This window comes from Faecalibaculum rodentium (assembly GCF_001564455.1).
In the GTDB taxonomy this organism is placed as follows: Bacteria; Bacillota_I; Bacilli_A; order Erysipelotrichales; family Erysipelotrichaceae; genus Faecalibaculum; species Faecalibaculum rodentium.
In genome coordinates, this window is the sequence record NZ_CP011391.1 from 1,094,531 (window position 1) to 1,117,298 (window position 22,768).

The 22,768-nt window shown below is 55.9% G+C and carries 23 protein-coding genes; 17 read left to right on the forward strand and 6 right to left on the reverse strand.

Going from position 1 to position 22,768, the window contains the following annotated elements:
- The first annotated feature begins 99 nt into the window (after positions 1 to 99).
- The 10 genes from aalo17_RS05405 (at position 100) to aalo17_RS05450 (ending at position 10,915) form a co-directional block, all read left to right on the forward strand.
- A complete protein-coding gene (locus aalo17_RS05405; RefSeq protein ID WP_067556570.1) occupies positions 100 to 849 on the forward strand; it encodes a pseudouridine synthase in 750 nt (249 codons plus the stop codon).
- Entirely contained in the window at positions 846 to 1,613 is a 768-nt protein-coding gene (locus aalo17_RS05410; RefSeq protein ID WP_067556574.1) for an RsmE family RNA methyltransferase, read from the forward strand. Before aalo17_RS05405 ends, aalo17_RS05410 begins: the two co-directional genes overlap by 4 nt.
- Complete coding sequence (gene mtaB / locus aalo17_RS05415; RefSeq protein ID WP_067556577.1) at positions 1,613 to 2,875, forward strand: tRNA (N(6)-L-threonylcarbamoyladenosine(37)-C(2))-methylthiotransferase MtaB; 1,263 nt, start codon at positions 1,613 to 1,615, stop codon at positions 2,873 to 2,875. The genes aalo17_RS05410 and mtaB overlap by 1 nt, the downstream gene beginning before the upstream one ends.
- Positions 2,876 to 2,878: 3 nt before the next feature.
- Positions 2,879 to 4,321 carry a UDP-N-acetylmuramoyl-L-alanyl-D-glutamate--2,6-diaminopimelate ligase gene (locus aalo17_RS05420; protein ID WP_067556580.1) on the forward strand — a complete coding sequence of 481 codons (1,443 nt, stop codon included), beginning with the start codon at positions 2,879 to 2,881 and terminating at the stop codon, positions 4,319 to 4,321.
- Between the two features lie 59 nt (positions 4,322 to 4,380).
- Complete coding sequence (locus aalo17_RS05425; protein ID WP_067556584.1) at positions 4,381 to 5,130, forward strand: metallophosphoesterase; 750 nt, start codon at positions 4,381 to 4,383, stop codon at positions 5,128 to 5,130.
- Between the two features lie 17 nt (positions 5,131 to 5,147).
- Complete coding sequence (locus tag aalo17_RS05430; protein ID WP_067556587.1) at positions 5,148 to 5,480, forward strand: TfoX/Sxy family protein; 333 nt, start codon at positions 5,148 to 5,150, stop codon at positions 5,478 to 5,480.
- 368 nt (positions 5,481 to 5,848) lie between these two features.
- The gene (locus aalo17_RS05435) at positions 5,849 to 7,147 is read left to right on the forward strand and encodes an O-acetylhomoserine aminocarboxypropyltransferase/cysteine synthase family protein (RefSeq protein ID WP_067560127.1); all 1,299 of its coding nucleotides are present in this window, start codon (positions 5,849 to 5,851) and stop codon (positions 7,145 to 7,147) included.
- A gap of 234 nt (positions 7,148 to 7,381) precedes the next feature.
- Positions 7,382 to 9,220: a Na/Pi cotransporter family protein gene (locus tag aalo17_RS05440; RefSeq protein WP_067556590.1), complete on the forward strand. Its 1,839-nt coding sequence runs from the start codon at positions 7,382 to 7,384 to the stop codon at positions 9,218 to 9,220.
- Positions 9,221 to 9,397: 177 nt separating this feature from the next.
- Positions 9,398 to 9,979 carry a helix-turn-helix domain-containing protein gene (locus aalo17_RS05445; RefSeq protein WP_082743262.1) on the forward strand — a complete coding sequence of 194 codons (582 nt, stop codon included), beginning with the start codon at positions 9,398 to 9,400 and terminating at the stop codon, positions 9,977 to 9,979.
- Positions 9,980 to 10,012: 33 nt separating this feature from the next.
- Positions 10,013 to 10,915, forward strand: coding sequence for an MBL fold metallo-hydrolase (locus aalo17_RS05450; RefSeq protein WP_203225845.1), 903 nt, complete (start codon positions 10,013 to 10,015; stop codon positions 10,913 to 10,915).
- A 109-nt stretch (positions 10,916 to 11,024) separates the two neighbouring features.
- On the opposite strand, the gene aalo17_RS05455 is transcribed toward aalo17_RS05450, so the two are convergent.
- Together aalo17_RS05455 and aalo17_RS05460 are read right to left on the reverse strand one after the other, a co-directional pair.
- Positions 11,025 to 11,414 carry a hypothetical protein gene (locus aalo17_RS05455; RefSeq protein ID WP_067556593.1) on the reverse strand — a complete coding sequence of 130 codons (390 nt, stop codon included), beginning with the start codon at positions 11,412 to 11,414 and terminating at the stop codon, positions 11,025 to 11,027.
- A 70-nt stretch (positions 11,415 to 11,484) separates the two neighbouring features.
- Complete coding sequence (locus tag aalo17_RS05460; RefSeq protein WP_067556596.1) at positions 11,485 to 11,739, reverse strand: hypothetical protein; 255 nt, start codon at positions 11,737 to 11,739, stop codon at positions 11,485 to 11,487.
- A 420-nt stretch (positions 11,740 to 12,159) separates the two neighbouring features.
- Between aalo17_RS05460 and rpsU the strand changes: the two genes are divergently transcribed.
- The 5 genes from rpsU to aspS all read left to right on the forward strand — a co-directional run bounded on the left by rpsU (position 12,160) and on the right by aspS (position 17,347).
- Positions 12,160 to 12,339 (forward strand): 30S ribosomal protein S21, encoded by a 180-nt coding sequence (gene rpsU, locus aalo17_RS05465; protein WP_022355884.1) that lies wholly within the window; start codon positions 12,160 to 12,162, stop codon positions 12,337 to 12,339.
- 45 nt (positions 12,340 to 12,384) lie between these two features.
- Positions 12,385 to 13,347: a PhoH family protein gene (locus aalo17_RS05470; protein ID WP_067556598.1), complete on the forward strand. Its 963-nt coding sequence runs from the start codon at positions 12,385 to 12,387 to the stop codon at positions 13,345 to 13,347.
- A 50-nt stretch (positions 13,348 to 13,397) separates the two neighbouring features.
- Entirely contained in the window at positions 13,398 to 14,123 is a 726-nt protein-coding gene (locus aalo17_RS05475) for a YebC/PmpR family DNA-binding transcriptional regulator (RefSeq protein WP_067556601.1), read from the forward strand.
- Between the two features lie 148 nt (positions 14,124 to 14,271).
- Positions 14,272 to 15,615, forward strand: a complete 1,344-nt coding sequence (gene hisS / locus aalo17_RS05480) for a histidine--tRNA ligase (protein WP_067556605.1) — start codon at positions 14,272 to 14,274, stop codon at positions 15,613 to 15,615.
- Position 15,616: 1 nt separating this feature from the next.
- Positions 15,617 to 17,347: an aspartate--tRNA ligase gene (gene aspS / locus aalo17_RS05485; protein WP_067560133.1), complete on the forward strand. Its 1,731-nt coding sequence runs from the start codon at positions 15,617 to 15,619 to the stop codon at positions 17,345 to 17,347.
- 610 nt (positions 17,348 to 17,957) lie between these two features.
- On the opposite strand, the gene aalo17_RS13215 is transcribed toward aspS, so the two are convergent.
- The 4 genes from aalo17_RS13215 to aalo17_RS05505 form a co-directional block, all read right to left on the reverse strand.
- A complete protein-coding gene (locus aalo17_RS13215) occupies positions 17,958 to 18,278 on the reverse strand; it encodes an aldo/keto reductase (protein ID WP_269465336.1) in 321 nt (106 codons plus the stop codon).
- The gene (locus aalo17_RS13220; protein ID WP_269465337.1) at positions 18,272 to 18,757 is read right to left on the reverse strand and encodes an aldo/keto reductase; all 486 of its coding nucleotides are present in this window, start codon (positions 18,755 to 18,757) and stop codon (positions 18,272 to 18,274) included. Before aalo17_RS13220 ends, aalo17_RS13215 begins: the two co-directional genes overlap by 7 nt.
- Before the next feature lie 12 nt (positions 18,758 to 18,769).
- Positions 18,770 to 19,771 carry a VanZ family protein gene (locus tag aalo17_RS05500; RefSeq protein WP_145907537.1) on the reverse strand — a complete coding sequence of 334 codons (1,002 nt, stop codon included), beginning with the start codon at positions 19,769 to 19,771 and terminating at the stop codon, positions 18,770 to 18,772.
- Positions 19,772 to 19,950: 179 nt separating this feature from the next.
- Positions 19,951 to 20,775, reverse strand: coding sequence for a tRNA 2-thiocytidine biosynthesis TtcA family protein (locus aalo17_RS05505; RefSeq protein ID WP_067556613.1), 825 nt, complete (start codon positions 20,773 to 20,775; stop codon positions 19,951 to 19,953).
- 117 nt (positions 20,776 to 20,892) lie between these two features.
- Here aalo17_RS05505 and truB point away from each other — a divergent pair, with 117 nt between their 5' ends.
- Together truB and ribF are read left to right on the forward strand one after the other, a co-directional pair.
- The gene (gene truB, locus aalo17_RS05510) at positions 20,893 to 21,747 is read left to right on the forward strand and encodes a tRNA pseudouridine(55) synthase TruB (protein ID WP_236940516.1); all 855 of its coding nucleotides are present in this window, start codon (positions 20,893 to 20,895) and stop codon (positions 21,745 to 21,747) included.
- Entirely contained in the window at positions 21,747 to 22,730 is a 984-nt protein-coding gene (gene ribF, locus aalo17_RS05515; protein WP_067556616.1) for a riboflavin biosynthesis protein RibF, read from the forward strand. Before truB ends, ribF begins: the two co-directional genes overlap by 1 nt.
- Positions 22,731 to 22,768: the final 38 nt, after the last annotated feature.

Here is a 22,768-nt window from a genome sequence, read left to right on the forward strand (position 1 = left end):
TGTCTTTGAGCAGGGCAGCCGGTGATCCGGCCGGCACAGACAGAGGCACAGAAAGCCGGATACAGTTTCCGGCAAAACGAAGCGAAAGGATGATGAATCATGGAACGACTTCAGAAAGTGATTGCCCAGGCCGGGATCTGCTCCCGGCGGAAGGCGGAAGCACTCATAGCCAGGGGCAGGGTGCGGGTAAATGGAGAAGTCATCACGGAACCCGGGACCAAGGTGTCGGGCAGCGATACGATCGAGGTCAATGGACAGAGACTTGACAAGGAAGAAAAAGTCTATTACCTGATGAACAAACCGAAGGGTACGATCTGCAGCGTCAGCGACGACAAGGACCGGAAGACCGTGCTGGACTATCTGCCGAAAGACAGGCGGATTTACCCGGTCGGACGCCTGGATTACGATACCAGCGGCATCCTCCTGCTGACCAATGACGGAGAATTCACCAACCGGATGATCCATCCACGCTATCACATTCCCAAGACCTACACCATCAACCTGCAGGGTATGCTGTCGCCTGAAGACGTACAGACACTGAAAAGCGGCCTGAAGACAAAGACGGAGACCTATCAGCCTGCACGTGTCCGGATCCTGCAGAAAGACTATACCCGGGACCGCATGATCCTGGAGCTCACGATCAGCGAGGGAAAGAATCACCAGGTGAAGAACATGATGGAAGCCCTGGGCTGCGAAGTCCGCAGGCTGAACCGCAAGAGCTTCGGCCCGCTGACGGCGGAAGGACTCAAACCCGGCGAGTACAGGCGGCTCAACCCCCATGAGGTCAAGGAACTCCTGCGGCTGGCGTCATCTGCAGAACAGACCGACAGCGGAACCCGCCGCGCATGAAGCAGGTGTTTGCATCAGGCCCCTGTGCTCTGGAATCCCGGATCATGCTGGACGAAAAGCAGGCCCATCATCTGTTTGATGTGCTTCGGACAGGCCCCAGGGAAACGGTACGCGTGGTCTGTGATGGGGAAGTGTGGCTGGGACATGTGGAGGAAAAACCGTTTGTCTGGCTGTTCGGCAAAGAGGAAACCCAAAAACAGGGACCAGAAATCACACTGTGCACGGCACTGATCAAATCGGACAAATTCGAATGGATGCTGCAGAAAGCCGCAGAACTTGGCGTCACCCGCATTGTTCCCTTTGTGTCCCGGTATTCCGTGATCCAGCTGGATGACAAACGGGCACTCCGCAAAATGGAGCGCTGGAACCAGATCCTGGTCAATGCCTGCAGACAGTGCAACCGGCATGACCTGGTGGAACTGGCGCCGGTTTCCCGTCTCGAAGACCTGGCAGCCTACAAGTCACAGCTGAATCTTGTGGCCTATGAAAAGGAACAGAGCCGCCACCTGGCCCACTATCTGCAGCAGGATCCTGCATCCGTCACATGCTGCATCGGTCCGGAAGGCGGTTTTTCCCAGCAGGAAGCTGGCTGGCTCATGGAAGCCGGGTTTGCCCCCTGCACCCTGGGAAACCGGATCCTCCGGGCGGAGACCGCGGCATTGTATGTACTGGCGTGCTGTGAATACCAGACGCATGTCAGCGAAAAACCGGAGACCTGCCTGTCTGACAGTGAATCTCCGGCAGAGAAACAGGAGGGATGCTGATGCGGTTTTCCATTACCACGCTTGGGTGCAAGGTCAACGCCTACGAATCCAGATACTACGCCCAGAAGCTGGAAGAGCTGGGGTTCGAGGAAGCGGACAGTGATCTGGATGTCTGCATCATCAATACCTGCACGGTCACCAATACGGCAGCCGCGAAGTCCCGTCAGATGATTCACAGGGCAAGACGCCGGAATCCCGGTGCCCGGATCGTGGTGGTGGGCTGCTATGCTCAGACAGCGGAAGAAGAGGAAAAGCAGAAACTGCAGGCGGACCTGATCATTGGCGCGAGGCACAAAAACGAACTGGCAGCCAGGGTGCTGGCGCTGATGACGGAAGACCGGAGCGCAGACCTGACTTCCCATGAGGAAGGAGCCGGATTTGAATCCATGCCCATTGCCAGGTTTGAAGGCCGCAACCGGGCATTCCTGAAAATACAGGATGGCTGCAACCAGTTCTGCTCCTATTGCGCCATTCCCTTTGCCAGAGGGCGGGAGCGGTCGATTTCCCGGGATGAGGCTCTGCAGCTGGTGCAGGAACTGGAAGCGGCCGGACACCGGGAGATCGTATTGACAGGCATTCACACCGGCCGGTGGCAGGGAGAACAGGGAGAAGACCTTGCAGATCTCCTGAAGGATATGCTGTCGGTCACCACAGATGTGACGTTCCGGATTTCCAGCATCGAGATCACGGAAGTGACGGACGGCCTCATCGCCCTTCTCTCCACAGAACCCCGGATGATGCCGCATCTGCACATCCCGGTCCAGTCTGCAAGCAATGCAGTTCTGCAGAGAATGGACCGTCCCTATACGGTGGAGGAATTCGAACAGCGGCTGGATGAAATCCGCCGGGCGGTGCCGGATATCAGCATCAGCACAGATGTGATCTGCGGATTTGTCGGTGAAAGCGATGCGGAGTTTGAGGAGATGATGCAGACTCTGCGGCGGATGCGCTTTTCCTTCCTGCATGTATTCCCGTATTCGCAGCGCCAGGGCACCAAAGCCAGCCGGATGGGTCCACCGGTGGACGGCACCATCCAGAAGGAGAGGGCAGCCAGACTGCTGGAACTGTCGAAGGAACTGCGTATGGCTGACATGACCCGTTTCAGAGAGGAAACGGTTCTTGTCGAGCAGGGAGAAAATGGAGAATATACCGGATACACCCGCCAGTACCATCCGGTTCTGATCCGCTGTGACCGTCCGCTGTCCGGACGGGTGCATGGAACGCTGCGGCCGGAGGATGGCCGGTACATCATGGAGGTTTGAATCATGCGTCTGTCAAAACTGTTCAAGAATGCGCCCACGACCAATGTCACGGGCCTGAGTTTCGATTCCCGGAAGGTGAAGCCCGGCGATGTGTATTTCTGTCTGCCTGGCCTGACATACGATGGTCATGACTTCATCGACGATGCCCTGGACAAAGGGGCCACGTGCATCGTGTATTCCAGGGACCTGAAGGAAAAGCGGCCGGGAGCGATCTATGTACGGGTCCAGGATGTCAATGCGGCAATGAATCAGTGTGCACGTCTGTTTTACCAGAAACCCAGCGACAAAATGCGGATGTTCGGCATCACGGGCACCAACGGCAAGAGTTCCGTCGCCAACATCATCCGGGCAATCATGAACCTCCAGGAGCCGACAGGGTATATCGGGACGATCGGGATCGACTATGGCGATCAGCACCTCATGCCGGACCTGACCACTCCCGATGCCCTGTTTCTGCAGCGCACACTCAATGACATGGTTACGGCGGGCATGAAAGACTGTGCCCTGGAGGTATCGAGCCATGGGCTTGCGCAGGGGCGTGTGGACGGCATCAACTTCGATGCGGCGGTGTTCACGAATTTCACCTATGACCACCTGGATTTCCACGGCACCATGGAGAATTACTTCGACGCCAAGAGCCGGCTGTTCAAGGACCGGGTCAAGGCAGACGGTGTCTGTATCCTGAACATGGATGATCCGCGGTTCAAGGACCTGGAACGGCTGAGCAAGGCACGGGTCATATCTTATGGCATCAACTCCGAGGCGGACTATCGGGCCATTGACATCCAGATGACGAGCACCAGCTCGCATTTCAATCTCGTGCACCAGGGCCGGCTGTATCCGGTCATGACCAATCTCGTGGCCCGCTACAACATATACAATCTCCTGGCTGCCATTGCGGCGCTGCATGAAACGGGGATGCCCCTGGACCGGATCCTGCCGGCCTGCGAAGATCTCCCGCAGATCAAGGGACGCCTCGAGCAGATCGATGCGGGGCAGGACTTTCATGTCATTGTGGACTTTGCCCACACACCGGACGGCATGGAACAGATGTTTCAGTTCGGTCGCTCAATCACGGGAGAAAACGGCGATGTGATCGCTGTGTTCGGATCCGCCGGAAAGCGGGATGTGGCCAAACGGAAGGTGTTCGGGGAACTCGCCGACAAGTATTGCGACCTGATCATCCTGACGGAGGACGACCCGCGTGATGAAAACCCCAGGGAGATCGCATCCCAGATCCGGGAAGGCATCAAAACCACCAACAATCTGTACATCGAAGACCGGTATGAGGCCATCAACCAGGCGATTTCCAGCGCCAAAAAGGATGATGTGGTGCTGATCCTGGGCAAGGCGGATGAACCCTTCATTTACCGCGAAACCGGGCGGAGTCCCTACATCGGTGACAACGTGGCGGCAAGAGAATGCATCGAAGCGCTGAAAAAATAGACGTCGAACACTTCGTGATCCAGGGCTCGCCGGTCTCCAGAACGGGAGCCCTTTGCCATATGGATCAGGCACAGCGGCGGGCCAGCTGCAGGGCAGCCGGTGAGCTGACCATCGTCCATGTCTCGGATCTGCACAGCCGTCACCGCAGACACCTGCTGGAAACGGTCATCGGCCTGCGGCCGGATGGTGTCATGATCACAGGCGATCTCTTTGACGGAGTGCAGTCTCCAAAGCCGGCGTTCGAATTTGTCGCCGGTCTGCGGAATGCGGATCTGGATGTGTTTTATGTGACGGGGAATCACGAGCTGTACCGACAGGACGTGGCACAGCTGCTGGATCAGCTGAGAGCGCTGGGTGTGACGGTTCTGGAGAATGAGGAAGTGGCCTGGAAGGGAATTCACGTCGCGGGTGTCGGGTTCGATGTCTGGCCGGAGGATATCCGGTTTCCCGAAACGGAACAGATCCGGCTGCTGCTCGTGCACGATCCATACAAGGCAGACCGCCTGTCGGAAGCAACTGCCAGTCTGATCCTGGCGGGGCATATCCATGGCGGTCAGTGGCGTCTCTTTCACCAGGGGCTGGCAGGACCGGGACAGCGGCTGCTTCCAAAATACACTTCGGGGCTGTACAGAACCGTGCAGGGAATGAGCATGATCGTTTCCCGGGGACTGGGGGACTGGATGAAGATCCCCCGGATCTGCAATCCATGGCACCTGCCGGTGATCCATCTGCTGCTTCCGGAAGCCGGACCCATGGCAGAACCGGATGCTTTGAAGAGCGGTCATGAACCGGTCAAGGAGACTCACTGACGGAAAGAGGAAGAAAGATGGCATCAAGCAGGGAATTTGTGAACTATGTCCGGGAACAGCTCTCGGGCAGAGACGATGTGGTCATTCGGCCGATGATGGGCGAATACCTCGTGTACTGGGGCGGAAAAGTCGGGGGTGACATCTGTGACAACCGGCTGCTCGTCAAACCGGTTCCGTCAGCTTTGCGGCTGCTGCCCGATGCCTCTCTGGAACCGCCCTATCCTGGAGCGAAGGATATGATCCTGGTGGAAGACCTGGAGGACAGGCCCTTCCTGACTTCGCTCATGGATGCCATGGAACCCGAACTGCCGGCACGCAAAAAGCGGACACCGAAGAAAAAACCGGCATAAGGACCCAATGGTCCCCATTCAGCGGTACAGCAGGACGGTGACGGTCTGCCTGGAGAACGGAGTGAGTCAGATGCACTCCGTTTTTCTAACCGGAAACCGGGACTGGAGCGGAGGCGGGGGGATCCGGATCAGACAACCGGCATCAGGAAAGGCTGAAAATTTTCTGAAAAAATTCTGTAAATCAGTTGACGCATGGGTGTCGGGCCATTATCATTACATTAACCTATTAAAACAGTAGGCAATGAAAGAGAGGACCGCCATGCCGGATTTCACGAAGCTGAACCGTTGCAATTTCCGATTTGGACGAATGTGATGCTCAGGATCGTATCCCAGGAACATTCATGAACAGAAACAAGGAGGAAAACATCATGAGCAGCACAGAAAACAACTATCGGTTCGAAACACTTCAGCTTCACGTGGGACAGGAACAGGCTGATCCGGCCACCGATTCCCGGGCAGTCCCCATCTACCAGACCACATCCTATGTGTTTCATGACTCGCAGCATGCGGCGGACAGGTTCGGGCTCGCAGATGCCGGCAACATCTACGGACGGCTGACCAATTCCACCCAGGATGTCCTGGAGAAGCGGATCGCTGCACTGGAAGGCGGAGTGGCCGGCCTGGCCACGACATCCGGGGCGGCAGCCATCACCTATGCCATCCTTGCACTGGCTCACGCAGGGGACCATATCGTGGCCCAGAACACCATTTACGGCGGGAGCCACAACCTGCTGGAGCACACCCTGAAGGACTATGGCATTGAGACGACATTCGTGAACACCCATGACCTGCAGGAAGTGGAAGCGGCGATCCGCCCCAATACCAAAGCCGTGTTCCTGGAAACCCTGGGAAACCCGAATTCCGATATCGCTGACGTGGATGCAATCGCCGAAATCGCCCATCGGCACCAGATTCCGGTGGTGATCGACAACACCTTCGGGACGCCGTATCTCTTCCGGCCTCTGGAACACGGTGCGGATATCGTTGTGCATTCGGCGACAAAATTCATCGGCGGTCATGGCACCTCCCTGGGGGGCATCATTGTGGATGGCGGCAGCTTTGACTGGAAAAACGGAAAGTTCCCGCAGCTGTCCGAACCCAATCCGTCCTATCATGGCGTGGTCTTCGCGGATGTGCCCGCTCCCTTTGCCACCTACATCCGGGCGATCCTGCTGAGGGATACCGGGGCTTCGATTTCTCCCTTCAATGCCTTCCTGCTGCTGCAGGGTACAGAGACGCTCTCCCTGCGGCTGGACCGCCATGTGGAGAATACCGGAAAAGTCGTGGACTTCCTGCAAAACCATCCACATGTCCGCAAAGTAAACCACCCATCGCTGCCGGATCACCCGGATCATGCACTGTACAAACAGTATTTCCCGCATGGCGGCGGATCGATTTTCACCTTCGACATCGAAGGCGGGAAAGAGGAAGCCCACCGGTTCATCGATGCCCTGGAGATTTTCAGCCTGCTTGCCAATGTTGCCGATGTAAAATCCCTGGTGATTCACCCGGCTACCACGACCCACGCCCAGCTGTCCAAAGAACAGCTGGAGGACCAGGGAATCCATGATGCCACGATCCGGCTGTCCATTGGCACAGAGCATATCGATGACATCCTGGAAGATCTGGAGAGGGGATTTGCGGCTGCTTTTCCAGAAAACGGGTGACTGCATCCCACAGCGGGAACAGATGCACGCGGGCCGGACAGCCAGGCTGACAGAAAGACAGACAATTCAGGTGCGACAATCCGCTATTCCATGCAACAGACCGAAAATCCGTGACGGATGATCCCGAAAGGGAGACTGAAGCCGGATTTTCGGCTTTTTTCTGTTGTCAGGAACCGTCCTGGATGAAACAATGAAGAAAATTGACCGAAGGAAAGTGAAGAAAAGGAGTTCTTTATGGACGAGAATGTCTCAATGGTGCTGAGTCTGCTCACAGGCGTGGCCCTGTTTCTGTTCGGAATGTCTTCCATGTCTGACGGGCTGAAAAAAGTCGCCGGCAACAAAATGGAGATGATCCTGTACAAACTCACCAATACCCCGCTGAAAGGCTTCCTGCTGGGAACAGCCGTGACCTGTGCCGTACAGTCATCCAGCGCCGCCACGGTGATGGTCATCGGCTTTGTGAATTCCGGAATGATGAAGTTCACCCAGGCCATTGCCGTGATCCTGGGTGCCAACATCGGCACGAGCATCACCGGCTGGATCGTATCCCTGTCCTATGTGGAAGGGGCTGGCTGGGCTTCCTATTTTTCCAGTACCACGATCACAGCGGTGGTTGCAGTGGCGGGTATGCTGCTGCATATGTTTGCGAAAAAGGATGTCCTGAAGCACACAGGCTCCATCCTGCTGGGATTCGCGGTGCTGATGGCCGGCATGTCCATGATGTCCGGTGCCGTTGCACCCCTGCGGACCAACCCCGTGTTCATTGACACCATGGTGGCGCTCAACAACCCGCTTCTGGCAGGGCTCTTCGGCATCGCCTTTGCGGCCATCCTGCAGTCCAGTTCCGCGGCCGTGGGCGTCATCCAGGCCCTGTCGACTACCGGCGCCATCACGTTCCAGGGGGCCTTCCCCATGGTCATGGGCATTGGAATCGGGGCTTCCTTCCCGGTGCTGCTGGCAGCCATGGGATCCAGCCGGGCGGGGCAGAGAACCAGTCTGGCCTATCTTGTGGTCTCCGTACTGGGCATGGTGCTGGGAGCCCTGGTGTATTACCCGCTGGAGATGCTGGGTATGCTGCACCTGAATGATCTGGTCATGGATCCCTTCACCATTGCAGCCACCAACACACTGTTCCGTGCCATTGCCATGACGCTCATGCTGCCGGCTGTGCATGGCGTGCGGTCCCTGATCATGCTGCTGATGCCGGTGACCGAAGCCGAGAAAGAGGACCAGCCGGATTTCGAGAAGCTGGATTCCAGACTCCTGCAGAACCCCGAACTGGCTTATCAGCGGGCCATGGAGGTCATGGAAGGCATGGCGCTGAAGGCGCAGAAAAATGTGCACCGCGCCATCCGGCTGCTGGAGGACTATTCCGATGAAGGGTACCGGAAAGTGGAGCATCTGGAGAAGACCCTGAACAAATACGAGGACAAGCTGGGAAAATACCTGGTGGCGATCATGACGATGGCCATCAGCGAAGACCAGTCCCGTTCCATATCCAAGAGCCTGCAGGCCATTGGCGATTTTGAATCCATTGGCGACTATGCCCTGGAGATCGCGAACCTGGCCCGGTCGGTGAACCAGAAGAAAGAAAGCTTCTCTCTGGAGGCCCGGGATGAGCTGGCGATCATGAGTGCGGCCGTGGAGGAAAGCATTGACCTGACGGTGGAGGCCTTCGAGAACGATGATGTGCAGTCCATCCGACGGGTGTTCCCGCTGCGGGAACTGGTTACAGTGTCTGCGGATGAAATCAAGAAGCGGCATATCCGCCGGCTGCAGGAAGGAAAGTGCTCCATGGAAATGGGGTTCATCCAGAGTGAAATGCTGGTGAATATGCAGCGAATAGTGGATCACTGTGCCAACATTGCCCTGGATATGGTGAAGCAGGCGGAGCAGGACTTCAATGTCCACCGGTTTTTGCGCAAATACCAGGAGCAGTCACGAAGCGAATATGCCGACCTGCTGTCGCAATACGAAACCAAGTACAATATCAACCAGGTCCCGCATCCTCAGGAAGAGGAAGAAGACCGAAGTCCGGCAGAAAGGCCGGAAGGCATGGTTCTGCAGTCGTAACGCTGTGGGACCGAGACCGGAAAACAGCATGTCATTCAGCGCCGGAGAATCTGTCGTTCAGATTTCGCCGGCGCTGTTTTTCAAACCGCATTTCTCCCATGTATATGGCTGTCAGGGGTGTTTTCAAATGTGCAGCCTTTTGGTTGCGACCGGCATAAATTCTGTTATATTGGAAACATGAAACTATCACATACAACAGCTTGTACGGAACAATCTGCATCCACTGTCCCCAGACCAGGGAGCAGCCTGAAATTCATCCGCCGGAAACGAGGCCTGTCTCTGGAACAGGTGAGCATCCTGACGGGAGTATCACGCCCCATGCTATCGCAGATCGAACGGGAAGCCTCGGTTCCCACCATCAGCACGCTGTGGAAAATTGCTTCGGGGCTGCAGATCCCGCTCTCCAGTCTGCTGCAGGAACCGGAGCGCCGGATGCAGAAAGTGGTGCCGGACAGGCCGGTTGAAGCAGAAGACGGACGGATGAAGGCCTGGCTGCTGTTTCCCTTCGATCCGAACACCGGAACAGAGATCTGGCGGGTGAGTCTGGAACCTGGTTGTGTCCATTCTTCACCGCCTCATGCAGCGGGAACGGAGGAAACGATCCTCCTGGAACAGGGAACGCTGGTCATGACAGCAGGAGACAGCCAGGAAATGCTGGAGGACCTGCAGGCTTTGCGGTTCATGGCAGATGTTGACCACAGCTACCGGGCGGGCGGACACGGATGCCGGTTTATGAACATCATCCAGTACCATGGCTGACAGATGCCACGCAGAAGCAAAGATATACTGGAAATGAAAGGAAGGGAAGGACAGAGCATGTATGAACTCACGCATATAAAAGGAAGGACCTGGACCATTGAGTCGCCGGCCAGAGTGGGACTGTATCAGCTGGATGATACACGGGTCGTGCTGATCGATGCCGGCAGCGACAAGGAAGCCGGACGAAAAATACGCCAGGTGCTAGACCGGAATCACTGGCAGCTGGCGGCCATTTACATTACCCATTCCAATGCGGATCACATCGGTGGCTGCAGATTTCTTCAGGACCGCACCGGCTGCAGGATCTATGCGCCAGGCATCGAATGCGCCTTTACGAAATGGTCTGTGCTGGAGCCTTCCTTTCTTTATGGTGGGTATCCTTTCAAGGCACTGCGGCACAAGTTTCTCATGGCCCAGCCCTGTGACTGCCGGGAACTGACGCCGGATGTCCTGCCGGAAGGTCTGGAGATGATTGATCTGCCGGGACATTTTTTCCAGATGCAGGGATTCCGGACCGCAGATGATGTGGTCTTTCTGGCTGACTGCCTGAGCTCTCGGGAAACGCTGAAAAAGTATGGCCTCTCCTTTGTGTATGATGTCCAGGCTTATCTTGAGACGCTGGACAGGGTACGGGACATGCAGGCGGCTGTGTTTGTGGCCGCTCATGCCCCAGTGACAGAAGACATCCGGGCACTGGCTGCTTTCAATCAGGAGCATGTAAAAAACCTGCTCCATCAGATCCTGGAGATCCTGGCTGAACCCAAAACCTTCGAAGACATCCTGGCTGCTCTGTGCGGTCTGTATGACATCCGTCTGAATCCGGCCCAGTACGTGCTGGTGGGAAGCACAGTGCGCTCCTTCCTTTCGTATCTGGCGGATGAAGGCAGTGTTTTATATGAGTTCGAAAATGGAAAAATGTGGTGGAAGGCCTGTTAAGCCGGGAGTTGCTGACAGCCTTCGGTCTGTACATGGTGGAAATAAAAAGCGCATCTGGAATCAGATATGATCCGATGCGCTCTTTTCAATGTCGATGAGAATCAGGACCTCAACTGTCAGAGCCGGAACGGCACTGCTGTTTCAGCATGATCCAGAGTCCGATGCCCATGACTATGGAAAAGCCAAAATGCTGGATCAGGCGATCAGGCAGCTCTGGCGACTTTCCATAACACAGGAAGAGAAAGGCCAGCTCCCAGATCCAGCCAAGGGGAATCCAGATGCGGTTTTTCACAGCCGGGAATTTACTGGACAAACAGATGTATACCGCGATCAGAGTCAGACCCAGAACAGCCAGAGTGATCAGACCGGTCCCGTTTATCTCACTATCCTCCAGCCTGCTGCGGACAAACTCTACGATGTCTGCAGGCGGCGAAATCATCAGGACTGCCACCACAGTGATGGCAATCAGTGTCATGATCAAAAGGAATGCATGTTTCATGGAGATCCTCCTCGTATTGTGACTGGGCAGTACCAGTCTGATTGTTCGATGTCCAATGAAATTATGAGTTTTATCCCCACAAACAGGTTGTGAAATCCCAGGCGATCTGGATACCAAATTGAGCAGCTACAGCCCAGAATGTAATTTGACCGCTAAGAAGCTTGACAGCATCTGTCAGATTCAAACCGGTTGCCTCTACGATACACTTGGCCACTTTGGCATATTTGGCGGGATTGGCGATAACATCTTTCCAGTTGCCGTAATTATAATCCGGCCAGTCAGATTCGTAAGGTACGATTCCGTGGTCGTCTGATGACTGACGCATCCGGCTTTCCGGATTCTGCTTCTTATTTTGCAGGCGGAGAATCTGTGCATCCCGAAGAGCTGAGGATCACGGAAAGCAGGAACACAGAACGAACGGCTTTGATGCATCTGCCAGGCAGAAGGAAATGACTGTTCAATGGCATTCCTCCTCTCTGCTTCGAACATACCAAAAGCCAAATCCAGACCATAGTATATTGCGCTTTAAGAAAATGACTGGATACTGGCTGAATGCTCCTTTCTGCCAGAATCCTGTCAGCTTCAGTATTGCCTGCACCTGTTTAAAGACTTTTCATCTGCAGGATATGTGTCCGCCAGGTTCATTTCAGCCTTGCCACAGATCCCGCGAATCAAAATCATTTGCATTCTGGAAAGCGTCCGTTTATACTCTGTTTGTATGACTTGGGAAGGGAGGTTTGTCTGCATGCCTAAAGTTGTTGTCAAAGAGAACGAACAGCTCGATGACGCCCTGCGCCGGTTCAAGCGTCAGGTGTCCCGCAACGGCACCCTTGCCGAGGCCCGTAAAAGAGAATTTTACGTGAAGCCGGGTGTTCGCCGTAAGCTGAAATCTGAAGCTGCACGCAAAGCCCGTAGAGGAAAATAAGAAAATAATCTGCATCTGCAGATTTTTTTGTTTGAAAGGACTGTTATGGAAACCAAGACTCTGACCCTGGACTGCAAAGACTATGATATGTCGCTGATGCAGGTGCTGGCAGGAAATCACGACGAAAACCTGGACGTGCTCTCCCAGGCCTTTCATGTGCCGGTGCTTCTGCGCGGGCATCAGGTGAAGGTCCTGGAAGTGAAGCCCGAGGACGAAGCAGCGATCCTGGAAGTGCTGAACAAGGCACTGGACATCATTGACGAGCGCCTGGAGCTCTCCACGGCGGACATGAAATATCTGTGCTCTCTGGCAAAATCCGGGCAGCTGTCCCAGTTTTCGGCTGCAAACCTGAAACCGGTGGCCAGGACCAAAACCGGCCGGCCAATTTACCCGCGGACCGCAGGACAGGCCAGGCTCACGGGGGCTTTTGAAGACAGCGACATCGTCTTTGCGGTGGGCGCAGCCGGAACCGGCAAGACTTACCTGGCCGTGGCCTGGGCTGTGCAGCAGCTGAAAAAGGAAAACATCGAGCGGATCGTCCTGACCAGACCGGCGGTGGAAGCCGGGGAATCCCTGGGCTTTCTGCCGGGCGATATGAAGGAAAAAGTCGATCCTTACCTGCGCCCCCTTTACGATGCATTGTATGACATGCTGGGACAGGAAACCGTGGACCGCTATCTGGAACGGGGCGTCATTGAAATTGCACCCCTGGCTTTCATGCGGGGCCGGACTCTGAACAAAGCCGTGGTGATCCTGGACGAAGCCCAGAACGCCACAAAGGCACAGATGAAAATGTTCCTGACCCGCATGGGACAGCAGTGCCGGATGATTGTTACGGGTGATGTGACACAGATCGACCTGATCCGCCGGCAGGACTCCGGCCTGGTGCAGGCTGCGGATCTTCTGAAAGACATCGACGGCATCTCCGTGATCCGTCTGACGGAAAGCGACGTCGTCCGTCATCCCCTGGTGGCGAAAATCATCGCGGCTTACGCCTCTGTTGAATAAAAAACAGCCAGCGTGTAAAATATTGACCGAATGCGAAAGGTGAGATACTAATGGGCAGACATTTTGAGGTTCGTGCTGCAGCCATGCAGAAAACCGCGAATCAGAAAGCGAAAATCTATTCCCGCTACTCCAAGGAAATCCTGGTGGCCGCCAAGAACGGTGACCCCAACCCCGATATGAACCAGACGCTGAAAAAAGCCATCGAGCGGGCGAAAGCCAACAACGTTCCCGCAGATGTCATCAAGCGTGCCATTGACAAAGCCAAGTCCAGTGCGGATGAATCCTACAGCGAAGCCCGCTATGAAGGGTTCGGCTCCGGCGGCGGCAGCACGATCATCATCGACTGTCTGACAGACAACGCCAACCGGACCATTGCGAACCTGCGTGCCTGCTTCAATAAGTCCCACGCAAAAATGGGAGTGGCCGGTTCCGTTTCCTTCGGCTACGAATACCTGGGTGTCATCGTCATCCCGTTTGAAGATGAAGAAGCCATGATGGATGCGATGATCGAAAACGACATCGAGCTCAAGGACATCGAAATCGAAGACGGCTACATGACCGTCACCGTGGACCCCACACAGCTGGACGATGCCAAGGAAGTCATCGACAGGCTGATCCCGGATGTGAAGTATGAAGTTCTGGAATCCAAGATGGTGCCCAGCGAAGAAGTGGAGCTGGAAGGCGAAGACCTGGAACTGTTCCGCCGTCTGGTGACCCTGCTGGATGACGTCGATGACGTACAGAACGTATATCACAACGTATCGAACCTGAACTGATCCGGAGAGCGGCAGCGGTCAGCACGGCTGCTTTCCCATTCGTCCCTGTCTGGCAGGGACGTTTTTTGTACCGGGCGAGTTGAGTCTGACCCGGTTTCATTGATTCACAGACATGACATGCAGCCAGTGCGCTGCAGGAGGAACCCTCATGACATATCAGATCCCCCGCGGCACCGCGGACCTGCTGCCGGAACAGTCACCGGCCTGGCAGTCCCTGGAGCAGCACCTGAAGGATTTCTGTTACCTGTATGACTTCCGGGAAATCCGGACGCCGATTTTTGAACACACCAATGTCTTCAAGCGGGAAAACGACTCCAGCGACATGGTGAACAAAGAGATGTATACCTTCACGCTCCCGGGATCGAAGACCAGCCTGACCATCCGCCCGGAAGGCACGGCCGGTGTGGTGCGCAGTTTTGTGGAAAACAAGCTGTATGCCGATCCGGACCTGCCCATGAAGCTGTACTACCTCGGTCCCATGGCCCGGCACGAGCGGCCTCAGAAGGGAAGGCTGCGGATTTTCAACCAGTTCGGTGTGGAATCCCTGGGCGTGAAAAGCCCCTATGCGGATGCCGAAGTCATGGTCCTGGCCTATTCGATCCTGAAAAGCCTGGGGCTGTCCGACATCAGGATCCTGCTCAACACCCTGGGAGACGATGAAAGCCGTGCAGCCTACCGTGCAGCCCTGAAGGACTACTTTGCCCCGTATGTCGGTGAGCTGTGTGCCGACTGCAAGAGACGGTATGAGCAGAATCCGCTGCGGATCCTGGACTGCAAAGTGGATCACGACAAAGAGTGCATGCAGCAGGCGCCGAGAATGTCCGATTACCTCAATGACGAATCCCGTGAGTATTTCCGGACAGTCTGCGAAATCCTGGACCGCCTGGAGATCCCCTATCAGGTGGAGGATGACCTGGTCCGCGGTCTGGACTACTACACTCACACAGTGTTTGAAATCGTGTCGGAGAACCGGGAAATGGGAGCCCAGTCCACGGTGCTGGCCGGCGGCCGGTATGACAACCTGATTCCATATTTCGGCGGCCCGGAAGGCATGTCCGGCATTGGCTGGGCCCTGGGTCTGGAACGGCTGCTCATCGCCCTGCAGGCAGAAGGCATTACGCTGGAGGATGCAGCCGGCGTGGACTGCTATGTGATGGTCCTGGATGAAAAAGCCCGGATGTATGCCTTCGAGCTCCTGACACAGTTGCGTGCAGCAGGCTATCAGTCCGAGATGGATTTTCAGGGGCGCGGCTTCAAGGGACAGTTCAAGGCGGCTGACCGGGCTCATGCAAAGCATGTGCTGATCATTGGCGGCCGGGAATTCGAGGAAGGCGTGGTGACGGTCAAGACCACGGAAACCCGCACACAGGAGACCGTGGCGGCTGCCGATCTGGTGGCCTATCTCGACGGTCTGGATGCCGACGGGGATGACCATCACCACCACGATCATGAAGAAGGCTGCCAGTGCGAAGCATGCCGGGGAGAACACTGATATGATGAGAAACATCGAAAACGGGACACTGCGCCCGGAACACATTGGCCAGGACGTTGAGCTCGTCGGCTGGGTTTCCAAAAAGCGGAACTTCGGCCAGCTCTGCTTCATTGACCTGCGGGACAGGACGGGAATCTGCCAGCTGGTGTTTGACGAAGACAAAAAGAACGCCGTGAAGGATGTGCGGAATGAATATATCCTGCATGTCAAGGGAAAGGTGCGGGAACGGGCCAGCAAGAACCCGGATCTGCCGACAGGGGATGTGGAGGTGGAAGTCACGGACTTTGACATCGTGAACTCTGCTGCCACCACCCCGCTGATCATTGCCGATCAGACCGACGCGCTGGAGGATACCCGGATGCAGTACCGGTATCTGGACCTGCGGCGCCCGCTCATGCAGAAACGGCTGATGGAACGCGCGGCGATCGTGCGCTCGATGCGCGAGTACCTGGACGGACACGGCTTCATCGAAGTGGAGACCCCCATGCTGGGCAAGAGCACACCTGAAGGTGCCCGTGACTATCTGGTCCCCAGCCGGGTGCACCCGGGAAGCTTCTACGCGCTGCCGCAGTCACCCCAGCTGTACAAGCAGCTGCTCATGATTGCCGGCCTGGAACGCTACTATCAGTTTGCCCGGTGTTTCCGGGATGAGGATCTTCGTGCGGACCGTCAGACCGACTTCACGCAGGTGGACCTGGAGACCAGTTTCCTGGATGAGCAGGAAATCATGTCCATGATGGAAGAGATGCTCGTGAAGCTGATGAAGGATGTCAAGGGCATGGATCTGCCCCGTCCCTTCCGGCAGATCAGCTGGACGGATGCCATGAACACCTATGGATCGGACAAGCCGGATGACCGCTTCGGCATGGAGCTGCAGGATCTGAAGACACTCTTCAAAGACACGGAGTTTGCGGTGTTCAAGGACGCCGAAGCCATCAAGGGCATCCAGGTATCCGGGCTGGAGCATCTGTCCAACAAGGACATCAAGAAATATACCGAATTTGTGAAGAAAAACGGCGGTTCCGGACTGGTGGTCCTGAAAGTCCAGGACGGACAGCTGCATGGATCGGCTGCGAAATTTCTGTCCGATGCAGAGAAGGCAGCCCTGCTGGAGGGGATGCAGGAAGGTGATGCCTGGTTCATTGTGTCCGGCCCCTGGCTGAAGACTGTCAACGCCCTGGGTGCCCTGCGCAACGAGATTGCCTCAATCATGGGCCTGAAGAAGAAGGACGAATTTTCGTTCCTGTGGGTCGTGGATTTCCCGATGTTCGAGTGGAGTGAAGAGGAAAACCGGTGGACGGCCTGTCACCATCCCTTTACGCAGCCCAAGGCAGAGGATATCCCGCTGCTGACGACTGATCCCGGTGCCGTGAAGGCGAATGCCTATGACATCGTGCTGAACGGCTATGAGCTGGGGGGCGGCAGCCTGCGTATTCATGACAATGAACTGCAGAAGCAGATCTTCGAGATTCTGGGGCTGTCGGATGAAGACATCAAAAAGAAGTTCGGCTTCTTCATTGATGCCTTCCAGTATGGAACGCCGCCACACGGGGGACTGGCCTTTGGTCTGGACCGCATCGCGATGATCCTTACAGGCAGCGATTCGATCCGGGATGTCATAGCCTTCCCGAAAAATGCCGCAGCCAATGACCCGATGTCCAAGGCTCCGGCGCCGGTGGATCAGGCACAGCTGGAGGAACTGAAGCTGGCTGTTGTGACAGAAAAGAAATAAGGCAAAAACCTGACTGGATCAGGACCGGCTGTTCCAGACGGTATCTGTGCAGACAGTCATATCCCGCAGGCGGTCAGAGAGATCCGTCTGCGGGTTTTCCTGGTGTGTCCGGCAAGAGGGCAATACAAGCTGCGCAGGAAGCGGCAGGGAGACAGACAGGGATCATGGAAGGAAGCCGCGGATAAGAGCACACGGTATTTGAAATCGGTTTTCTGAAATTATTGTGAAAGAGTTCCCTGAGAAGTCTGAAGGATGCATAAAAAGATGGATTGTTATAACGGCTGCAATACATAATGATTTTGGCTTGTATTCAGGACCCGAATTGACTATGATGGATTTGCCCAAGGATATCACAGTTTTTCCTACATGAAGAGATACGGGCAGACGGACGTTGCCTGTTTGTGTTGAATACCGACTGCGTTGCCGGGATCCTGAAAACAGACACAGTCAGCCCACCTGTAGATACAGGGAAAAATCTCAGTTCTTGGGTATTTGGATGAAATGCAAAGGACCGGAATTCCTGTGGAATTCCGGTCCTTTTTCAGAGCCGGCTGAGATACCCTGGCCGATTTCATCGAACAGGGAGTTACAGTTCTTCTTTTTTGCCTCTTTACTCCATGGGCGGCAGGGAATCAATGGCCTGCATCTGCTCAGTTGTCAGTTCGAAGTCGAAGACATCCAGATTTTCCCGGATGCGGGCCGGACTGACAGATTTGGGAACCGGTACGAATCCTTTCTGGATCTCCCAGCGGAGGCAGATCTGTGCGGTGGATTTCCCGTATGCTGCTGCAATCTGGCGCAGAAGGTGATTATTCAGGACACGTCCTCTGCCCAGCGGACTCCAGGCCATGACCTGGATCCCATGCTGCCGGCAGAACGATGTCACAGTGTCCTGCTTCCACCCGGGATACACCATGATCTGGTTCACCATCGGCACGATTCCATATCGAACAGCGGCATCAGATCCTCCGGCTTGAAATTCGAGACGCCGATCGCCCGGGCTTTTCCGCTTTTGTAGAGATCGATCAGGGCCTGCCAGCTCGACCGGTCAAGTTCATGGTCGCCGGAAGGCCAGTGAATCAGGTACAGATCCAGGTATTCAAGCTGCAGTTCCCGCAGGGTTTTCTCAAAAGAGGCCATGGTCAGTTCATAACCCATAGAATCTTTCCAGACCTTGCTCACGACAAACAGATCTTCGCGGGATACACCGGACTGCATTGCATCCCGGATGCCTTGTCCCACCCCTGTTTCATTGCCGTAAAACGCCGCTCCATCGATCAGACGGTAGCCATCCTGCAAAGCCTGACCAACACAGGAACGTGCCTGGAGATTGTCCAGCAGATATGTGCCGAAGCCGATTTCCGGCATATTCACACCATTTGATAAAGTTCTCATTTCCTTTTCTGCCATGTCATTAATCTATCATTGCCGGATGGAAGATACAATTCTGCTGTCTGACCACAGGCCAAACCAGCCTGGGCGCCCCTGCAGCAGACTGGCTGTCCCGCTCAGACAGAGGAAGAGCCACAGCAGCCAGGCGGCCAGATCGAAGGGATATCCAAGCCGGGCGCCAAGGATGGGCAGCCACAGATACCCTGCCAGCTGATAGATGCCTCGCAGCATCCGTCCGGACAGGCCGTCTGCAGACTCCACCCGCAAAGAAACGGCGGCCATGCCTGGGGTCCGGCCTGCGAGCATGCCCAGCAGGACATAGCCGGTGATCATTTCCGGCCACCAGCCAAGGCTCCAGAAGTATAGAACCGCCATCACAAGCGCATCCACAAACAGCGCGGACAGCCTTCGCAGGGGTGATACATGCTGCCCGGAGCGGTAGCTGGCGGCATCCACCTGACTGCGGGCGGGGAGGATCCCCAGAATGGGGCCCGTGATCAGCCATCCGAGGCAGCCGCCCAGAGTATTGGAAATCAGGTCATCCACATCGTAGAGACGGTAGGGCCGGGGATAGAGACCGTAAAGTCCGCTCAGCTGGGTGAGCTCGAAAAACATCGACAGTCCCAGGGACCACAGGAAAGTTCTGGGAAGGGAGTAGCCGAACCAGTATCTTAGATACATTCCGAAAGGTACGACCATGAGAATGTTGAAGCCAAACTGCCAGAGGGCCGGATTGTGAAGGACACCATGGGCCGGCAGTTCCTTCAGGAAATCCCGGATGACACCACAGGGATCCAGGTTCATGGTCCTTCCGGTCATATGGGCGACAGCATCCCGGGAAGGCAGAGGCAGAATCACCAGGAAATACACAGTCATGAGATAGAGGATGAAGGAGTAGACCACCAGGATCCGAAAGGACCACACAGAGCCGTATTTGTGATAGTTGTAAAAAATGTAGGGTGTTGTAAACAGCAGAGCTGCCAGGGGAAACCACAGAAAGGAATCCCGGATCACCTCGATATATCCATTCATGGCAGCATTGTACGCTGCCGGAGAAAGATGCAATCTTACATCCGTGTCATCCTGCTGCTGACCCTTCCGCCTTTGCCGCGGTACCGCCGCAACCGGCAGCTCAGTCTTCCATGGGCAGGCAGCTTGAGACCAGACAGAAAAAACCCGCTGTCCAGGCAAAACAGCGGGCTGCAGGCAAATCACTGAATGGATCCGGTATGAGAATCCGGGGTTTCCTCCTTTCCCGGCTGGTCCTTTCGGTGTACTGTGCCGGTTCTGACATTTTCCGAATCTGCATCATGCCAGAATCCCTTTTCGTCACAGTTGGACAGCACAGTCAGAAAATTGTCGCGGGCCATCGGATAGCGGCGATAGACCTCTTCCAGGTCATCCTTGATGCTCTGCCGCTGGGTGAAACCGTCATTGGGACATACCCGGCGGACACTGGGGATTCCGTTGTCCTGACAGGCCTGGACGATTTCGCTTTCCCGCAGCAGGACCAGAGGCCGGATCAGGTCCATGTCCATCCGCGACATGTACTGCAGAGGCTGGAAGGTGGCGGCTTTGGATCCGTGGATCATGTTCAGGAAAAACGTTTCGATGGCGTCATCTGCATGATGACCGAAGGCGACTTTGTTGCACCCGAGTTTTTTGGCGGTTTCAAACAGGACGCCTTTTTTCAGCTTCGAACACAGGGAACACTGGATCTGTCCCTGTGTGCCGCGGTTTTTGTCCAGCTCCAGGATCGGGAAGATCCTGGTTTTTTCGATCTGCAGCGGCAGATCATGATCCCGGCAGTAGCCGGTCATGAGGTCATGGTCGAATTCTTCGAACCCGACATCCACGTGTATGCCCACGAGCTCGAAGTCTGTATGCGGAAACTTCTGGTACTGTCGCAGGGCAGTCAGCAGCAGCATGCTGTCTTTCCCTCCCGATACGGCCACAGCTATTTTGTCACCGGGGCGGATCAGGCCGAAGCGGTTGTCCGCCTGCCGGATCCCCCGGAGAATGGTCTGTATTTTCATTGCGGGTTCCTCCTGCATCCGAACCGATTTTGACAGGAAAGCCTGCAAAGGTAAAGCCACGGGCGAATGCTGCTTCCCCTGTGGGACAAAACCGGTAAAATGGGTACGGTGATAGCTATGAAAGAGACACAGACAGCATCCCTGGACGGGATCCTGGTGATTGACAAGCCTGCGGGGATGACAAGCCACGACGTGATCGCCACCCTGCGTCGAAAATACAGACAGAAGAAATTCGGGCATACCGGCACCCTGGATCCCGATGCATCGGGTGTCCTGGTGATCCTGGCCGGGAAAGCGGCCAAGTGCCTGCAGTTTCTGCCGGATACCGACAAGGAGTACATTGCCGAACTCGCACTTGGATCGGAAACAGATACGGATGATGCATCAGGAACGGTTGTCCGTACGGCTCCCGTGAACCGGGATTTCTCCCTCGATCAGGAGCTGAAGAAGTTCGAAGGCCCTCTGCACCAGCAGGTGCCCACGACATCGGCAAAGAAAATTGCCGGCAGAAAGCTCATGGACTACCAGCGGAAAGGACAGGAGGTGCCGGCAGTCTACACAGATGTGACAATCTATGACACAGAGGTTCTGGACGAGGATGATCTCCGGTTCCGGGTTTCCTGTTCCTCCGGGACATATATCCGGGCCCTCTGCCGTGATCTGGCCAGAGCAACAGGGAACTGCGGTCACATGAAGTCCCTTCGCCGGACCAGAGCCGGCGGATTTACACTGGAACAGGCAGAACCGCTGGACGCCGACTGTCATACCATCCATCCCATCGAACGGGTCCTCGAGACCATACCCGCAGCAGACAGTGCACAGGTGGATCTGTCGGATATCAGAAACGGCAGGCATATACGTCTGAACACACCAGATGACAGAGTGCTGGTTCTGGACAGTGATGGTCATGCGCTTGCTGTCTATGACCGGGATCACGGAGATGTGTTTGCCTGTGCAAGGGGGTTGTGGTGATGCAGATCTTCCGGTTTTCCTATACCAGTATTCCATGCCTTCCCCATTCGGTCCTGGCAGCAGGATTCTTTGACGGATTTCACCAGGGTCATCGTGCCCTGCTGACTGAGGCGAAGAAACAGGCGGAACGCCTGGGCCTTCCCTGGGGGGTGCTGACCTTCGATCCCGATCCCTGGGCAGTGTTCCGGCCCGGTGAACCGCTGGAGCATATCCAGAGCCTGGAGGATCGGGAACGAACCGCCGAAGCGCTGGGAGCAAACCTGTTCTGCATCCTGGACTTCACACGCGCGTTTGCCTCCCTGAGCCCGGATGGATTCCACCAGGTGCTGAAAGATATGCACGTGGACTATCTCGTGACAGGATTTGATTTTCGTTATGGCGCCCGCAATGCCGGCTCTGTGCAGTCCCTGACCAAAGCCGGGTTCGCACATTCTGTCGTGCAGGCGGTGACGGACCTGGACGGCAAGATTTCCAGCACCCGCATTGAAGAGGCAGTCCGTGGCGGGAATGTGGAAGCGGCAGCAGCCATGCTTGGCCAGGATTATTCGGTTCCCGGTCTGATTGTCCATGGCTTCGGACGTGGCGGGAAGCTTCTGGGCTTTCCCACCGCCAACCTGCAGCCCGATCCCGGCTATCTTCTGCCGGCCCGAGGTGTCTATGCCGGGTTTGTGCAGACGGACAGCGGGATCCATGAGGCGATGATCAGCGTCGGCGTCAACCCGACCTTCACCGGTACCGGACAGACAGTGGAAGCATTCCTGTTCGACTTCGACTCGGATCTCTATGGACAGCGGGTCCGGTTTTATTTCTCGAGGCGGCTGCGTCCCGAGAAACGGTTTGATGGACCGGAGGCCCTGAAATCGCAGCTTGTCAAAGACGAAGCACAGTCCCGACAGGTGCTGGACGGACATGACCCGGATCCCGATGGCGTGTATGCCACAGCCGAAAGCCGGCAGGGCAGTCTGCCGGGACCGGGGGCGTGACAAGGATATGGCTTGTGGTATAAAATGACTTCGTAGAA

What these genes read in the sequence shown, in the direction of transcription:
- aalo17_RS05405 (WP_067556570.1), top strand. Translation starts at nt 100, where the DNA reads ATGGAACGACTTCAGAAAGTGATTGCCCAGGCCGGGATCTGCTCCCGG.
- aalo17_RS05410 (WP_067556574.1), top strand. Translation starts at nt 846, where the DNA reads ATGAAGCAGGTGTTTGCATCAGGCCCCTGTGCTCTGGAATCCCGGATC.
- mtaB (WP_067556577.1), top strand. Translation starts at nt 1,613, where the DNA reads ATGCGGTTTTCCATTACCACGCTTGGGTGCAAGGTCAACGCCTACGAA.
- aalo17_RS05420 (WP_067556580.1), top strand. Translation starts at nt 2,879, where the DNA reads ATGCGTCTGTCAAAACTGTTCAAGAATGCGCCCACGACCAATGTCACG.
- aalo17_RS05425 (WP_067556584.1), top strand. Translation starts at nt 4,381, where the DNA reads ATGGATCAGGCACAGCGGCGGGCCAGCTGCAGGGCAGCCGGTGAGCTG.
- aalo17_RS05430 (WP_067556587.1), top strand. Translation starts at nt 5,148, where the DNA reads ATGGCATCAAGCAGGGAATTTGTGAACTATGTCCGGGAACAGCTCTCG.
- aalo17_RS05435 (WP_067560127.1), top strand. Translation starts at nt 5,849, where the DNA reads ATGAGCAGCACAGAAAACAACTATCGGTTCGAAACACTTCAGCTTCAC.
- aalo17_RS05440 (WP_067556590.1), top strand. Translation starts at nt 7,382, where the DNA reads ATGGACGAGAATGTCTCAATGGTGCTGAGTCTGCTCACAGGCGTGGCC.
- aalo17_RS05445 (WP_082743262.1), top strand. Translation starts at nt 9,398, where the DNA reads ATGAAACTATCACATACAACAGCTTGTACGGAACAATCTGCATCCACT.
- aalo17_RS05450 (WP_203225845.1), top strand. Translation starts at nt 10,013, where the DNA reads ATGAAAGGAAGGGAAGGACAGAGCATGTATGAACTCACGCATATAAAA.
- aalo17_RS05455 (WP_067556593.1), bottom strand. Translation starts at nt 11,414, where the DNA reads ATGAAACATGCATTCCTTTTGATCATGACACTGATTGCCATCACTGTG.
- aalo17_RS05460 (WP_067556596.1), bottom strand. Translation starts at nt 11,739, where the DNA reads ATGCGTCAGTCATCAGACGACCACGGAATCGTACCTTACGAATCTGAC.
- rpsU (WP_022355884.1), top strand. Translation starts at nt 12,160, where the DNA reads ATGCCTAAAGTTGTTGTCAAAGAGAACGAACAGCTCGATGACGCCCTG.
- aalo17_RS05470 (WP_067556598.1), top strand. Translation starts at nt 12,385, where the DNA reads ATGGAAACCAAGACTCTGACCCTGGACTGCAAAGACTATGATATGTCG.
- aalo17_RS05475 (WP_067556601.1), top strand. Translation starts at nt 13,398, where the DNA reads ATGGGCAGACATTTTGAGGTTCGTGCTGCAGCCATGCAGAAAACCGCG.
- hisS (WP_067556605.1), top strand. Translation starts at nt 14,272, where the DNA reads ATGACATATCAGATCCCCCGCGGCACCGCGGACCTGCTGCCGGAACAG.
- aspS (WP_067560133.1), top strand. Translation starts at nt 15,617, where the DNA reads ATGATGAGAAACATCGAAAACGGGACACTGCGCCCGGAACACATTGGC.
- aalo17_RS13215 (WP_269465336.1), bottom strand. Translation starts at nt 18,278, where the DNA reads ATGGTGAACCAGATCATGGTGTATCCCGGGTGGAAGCAGGACACTGTG.
- aalo17_RS13220 (WP_269465337.1), bottom strand. Translation starts at nt 18,757, where the DNA reads ATGGCAGAAAAGGAAATGAGAACTTTATCAAATGGTGTGAATATGCCG.
- aalo17_RS05500 (WP_145907537.1), bottom strand. Translation starts at nt 19,771, where the DNA reads ATGAATGGATATATCGAGGTGATCCGGGATTCCTTTCTGTGGTTTCCC.
- aalo17_RS05505 (WP_067556613.1), bottom strand. Translation starts at nt 20,775, where the DNA reads ATGAAAATACAGACCATTCTCCGGGGGATCCGGCAGGCGGACAACCGC.
- truB (WP_236940516.1), top strand. Translation starts at nt 20,893, where the DNA reads ATGAAAGAGACACAGACAGCATCCCTGGACGGGATCCTGGTGATTGAC.
- ribF (WP_067556616.1), top strand. Translation starts at nt 21,747, where the DNA reads ATGCAGATCTTCCGGTTTTCCTATACCAGTATTCCATGCCTTCCCCAT.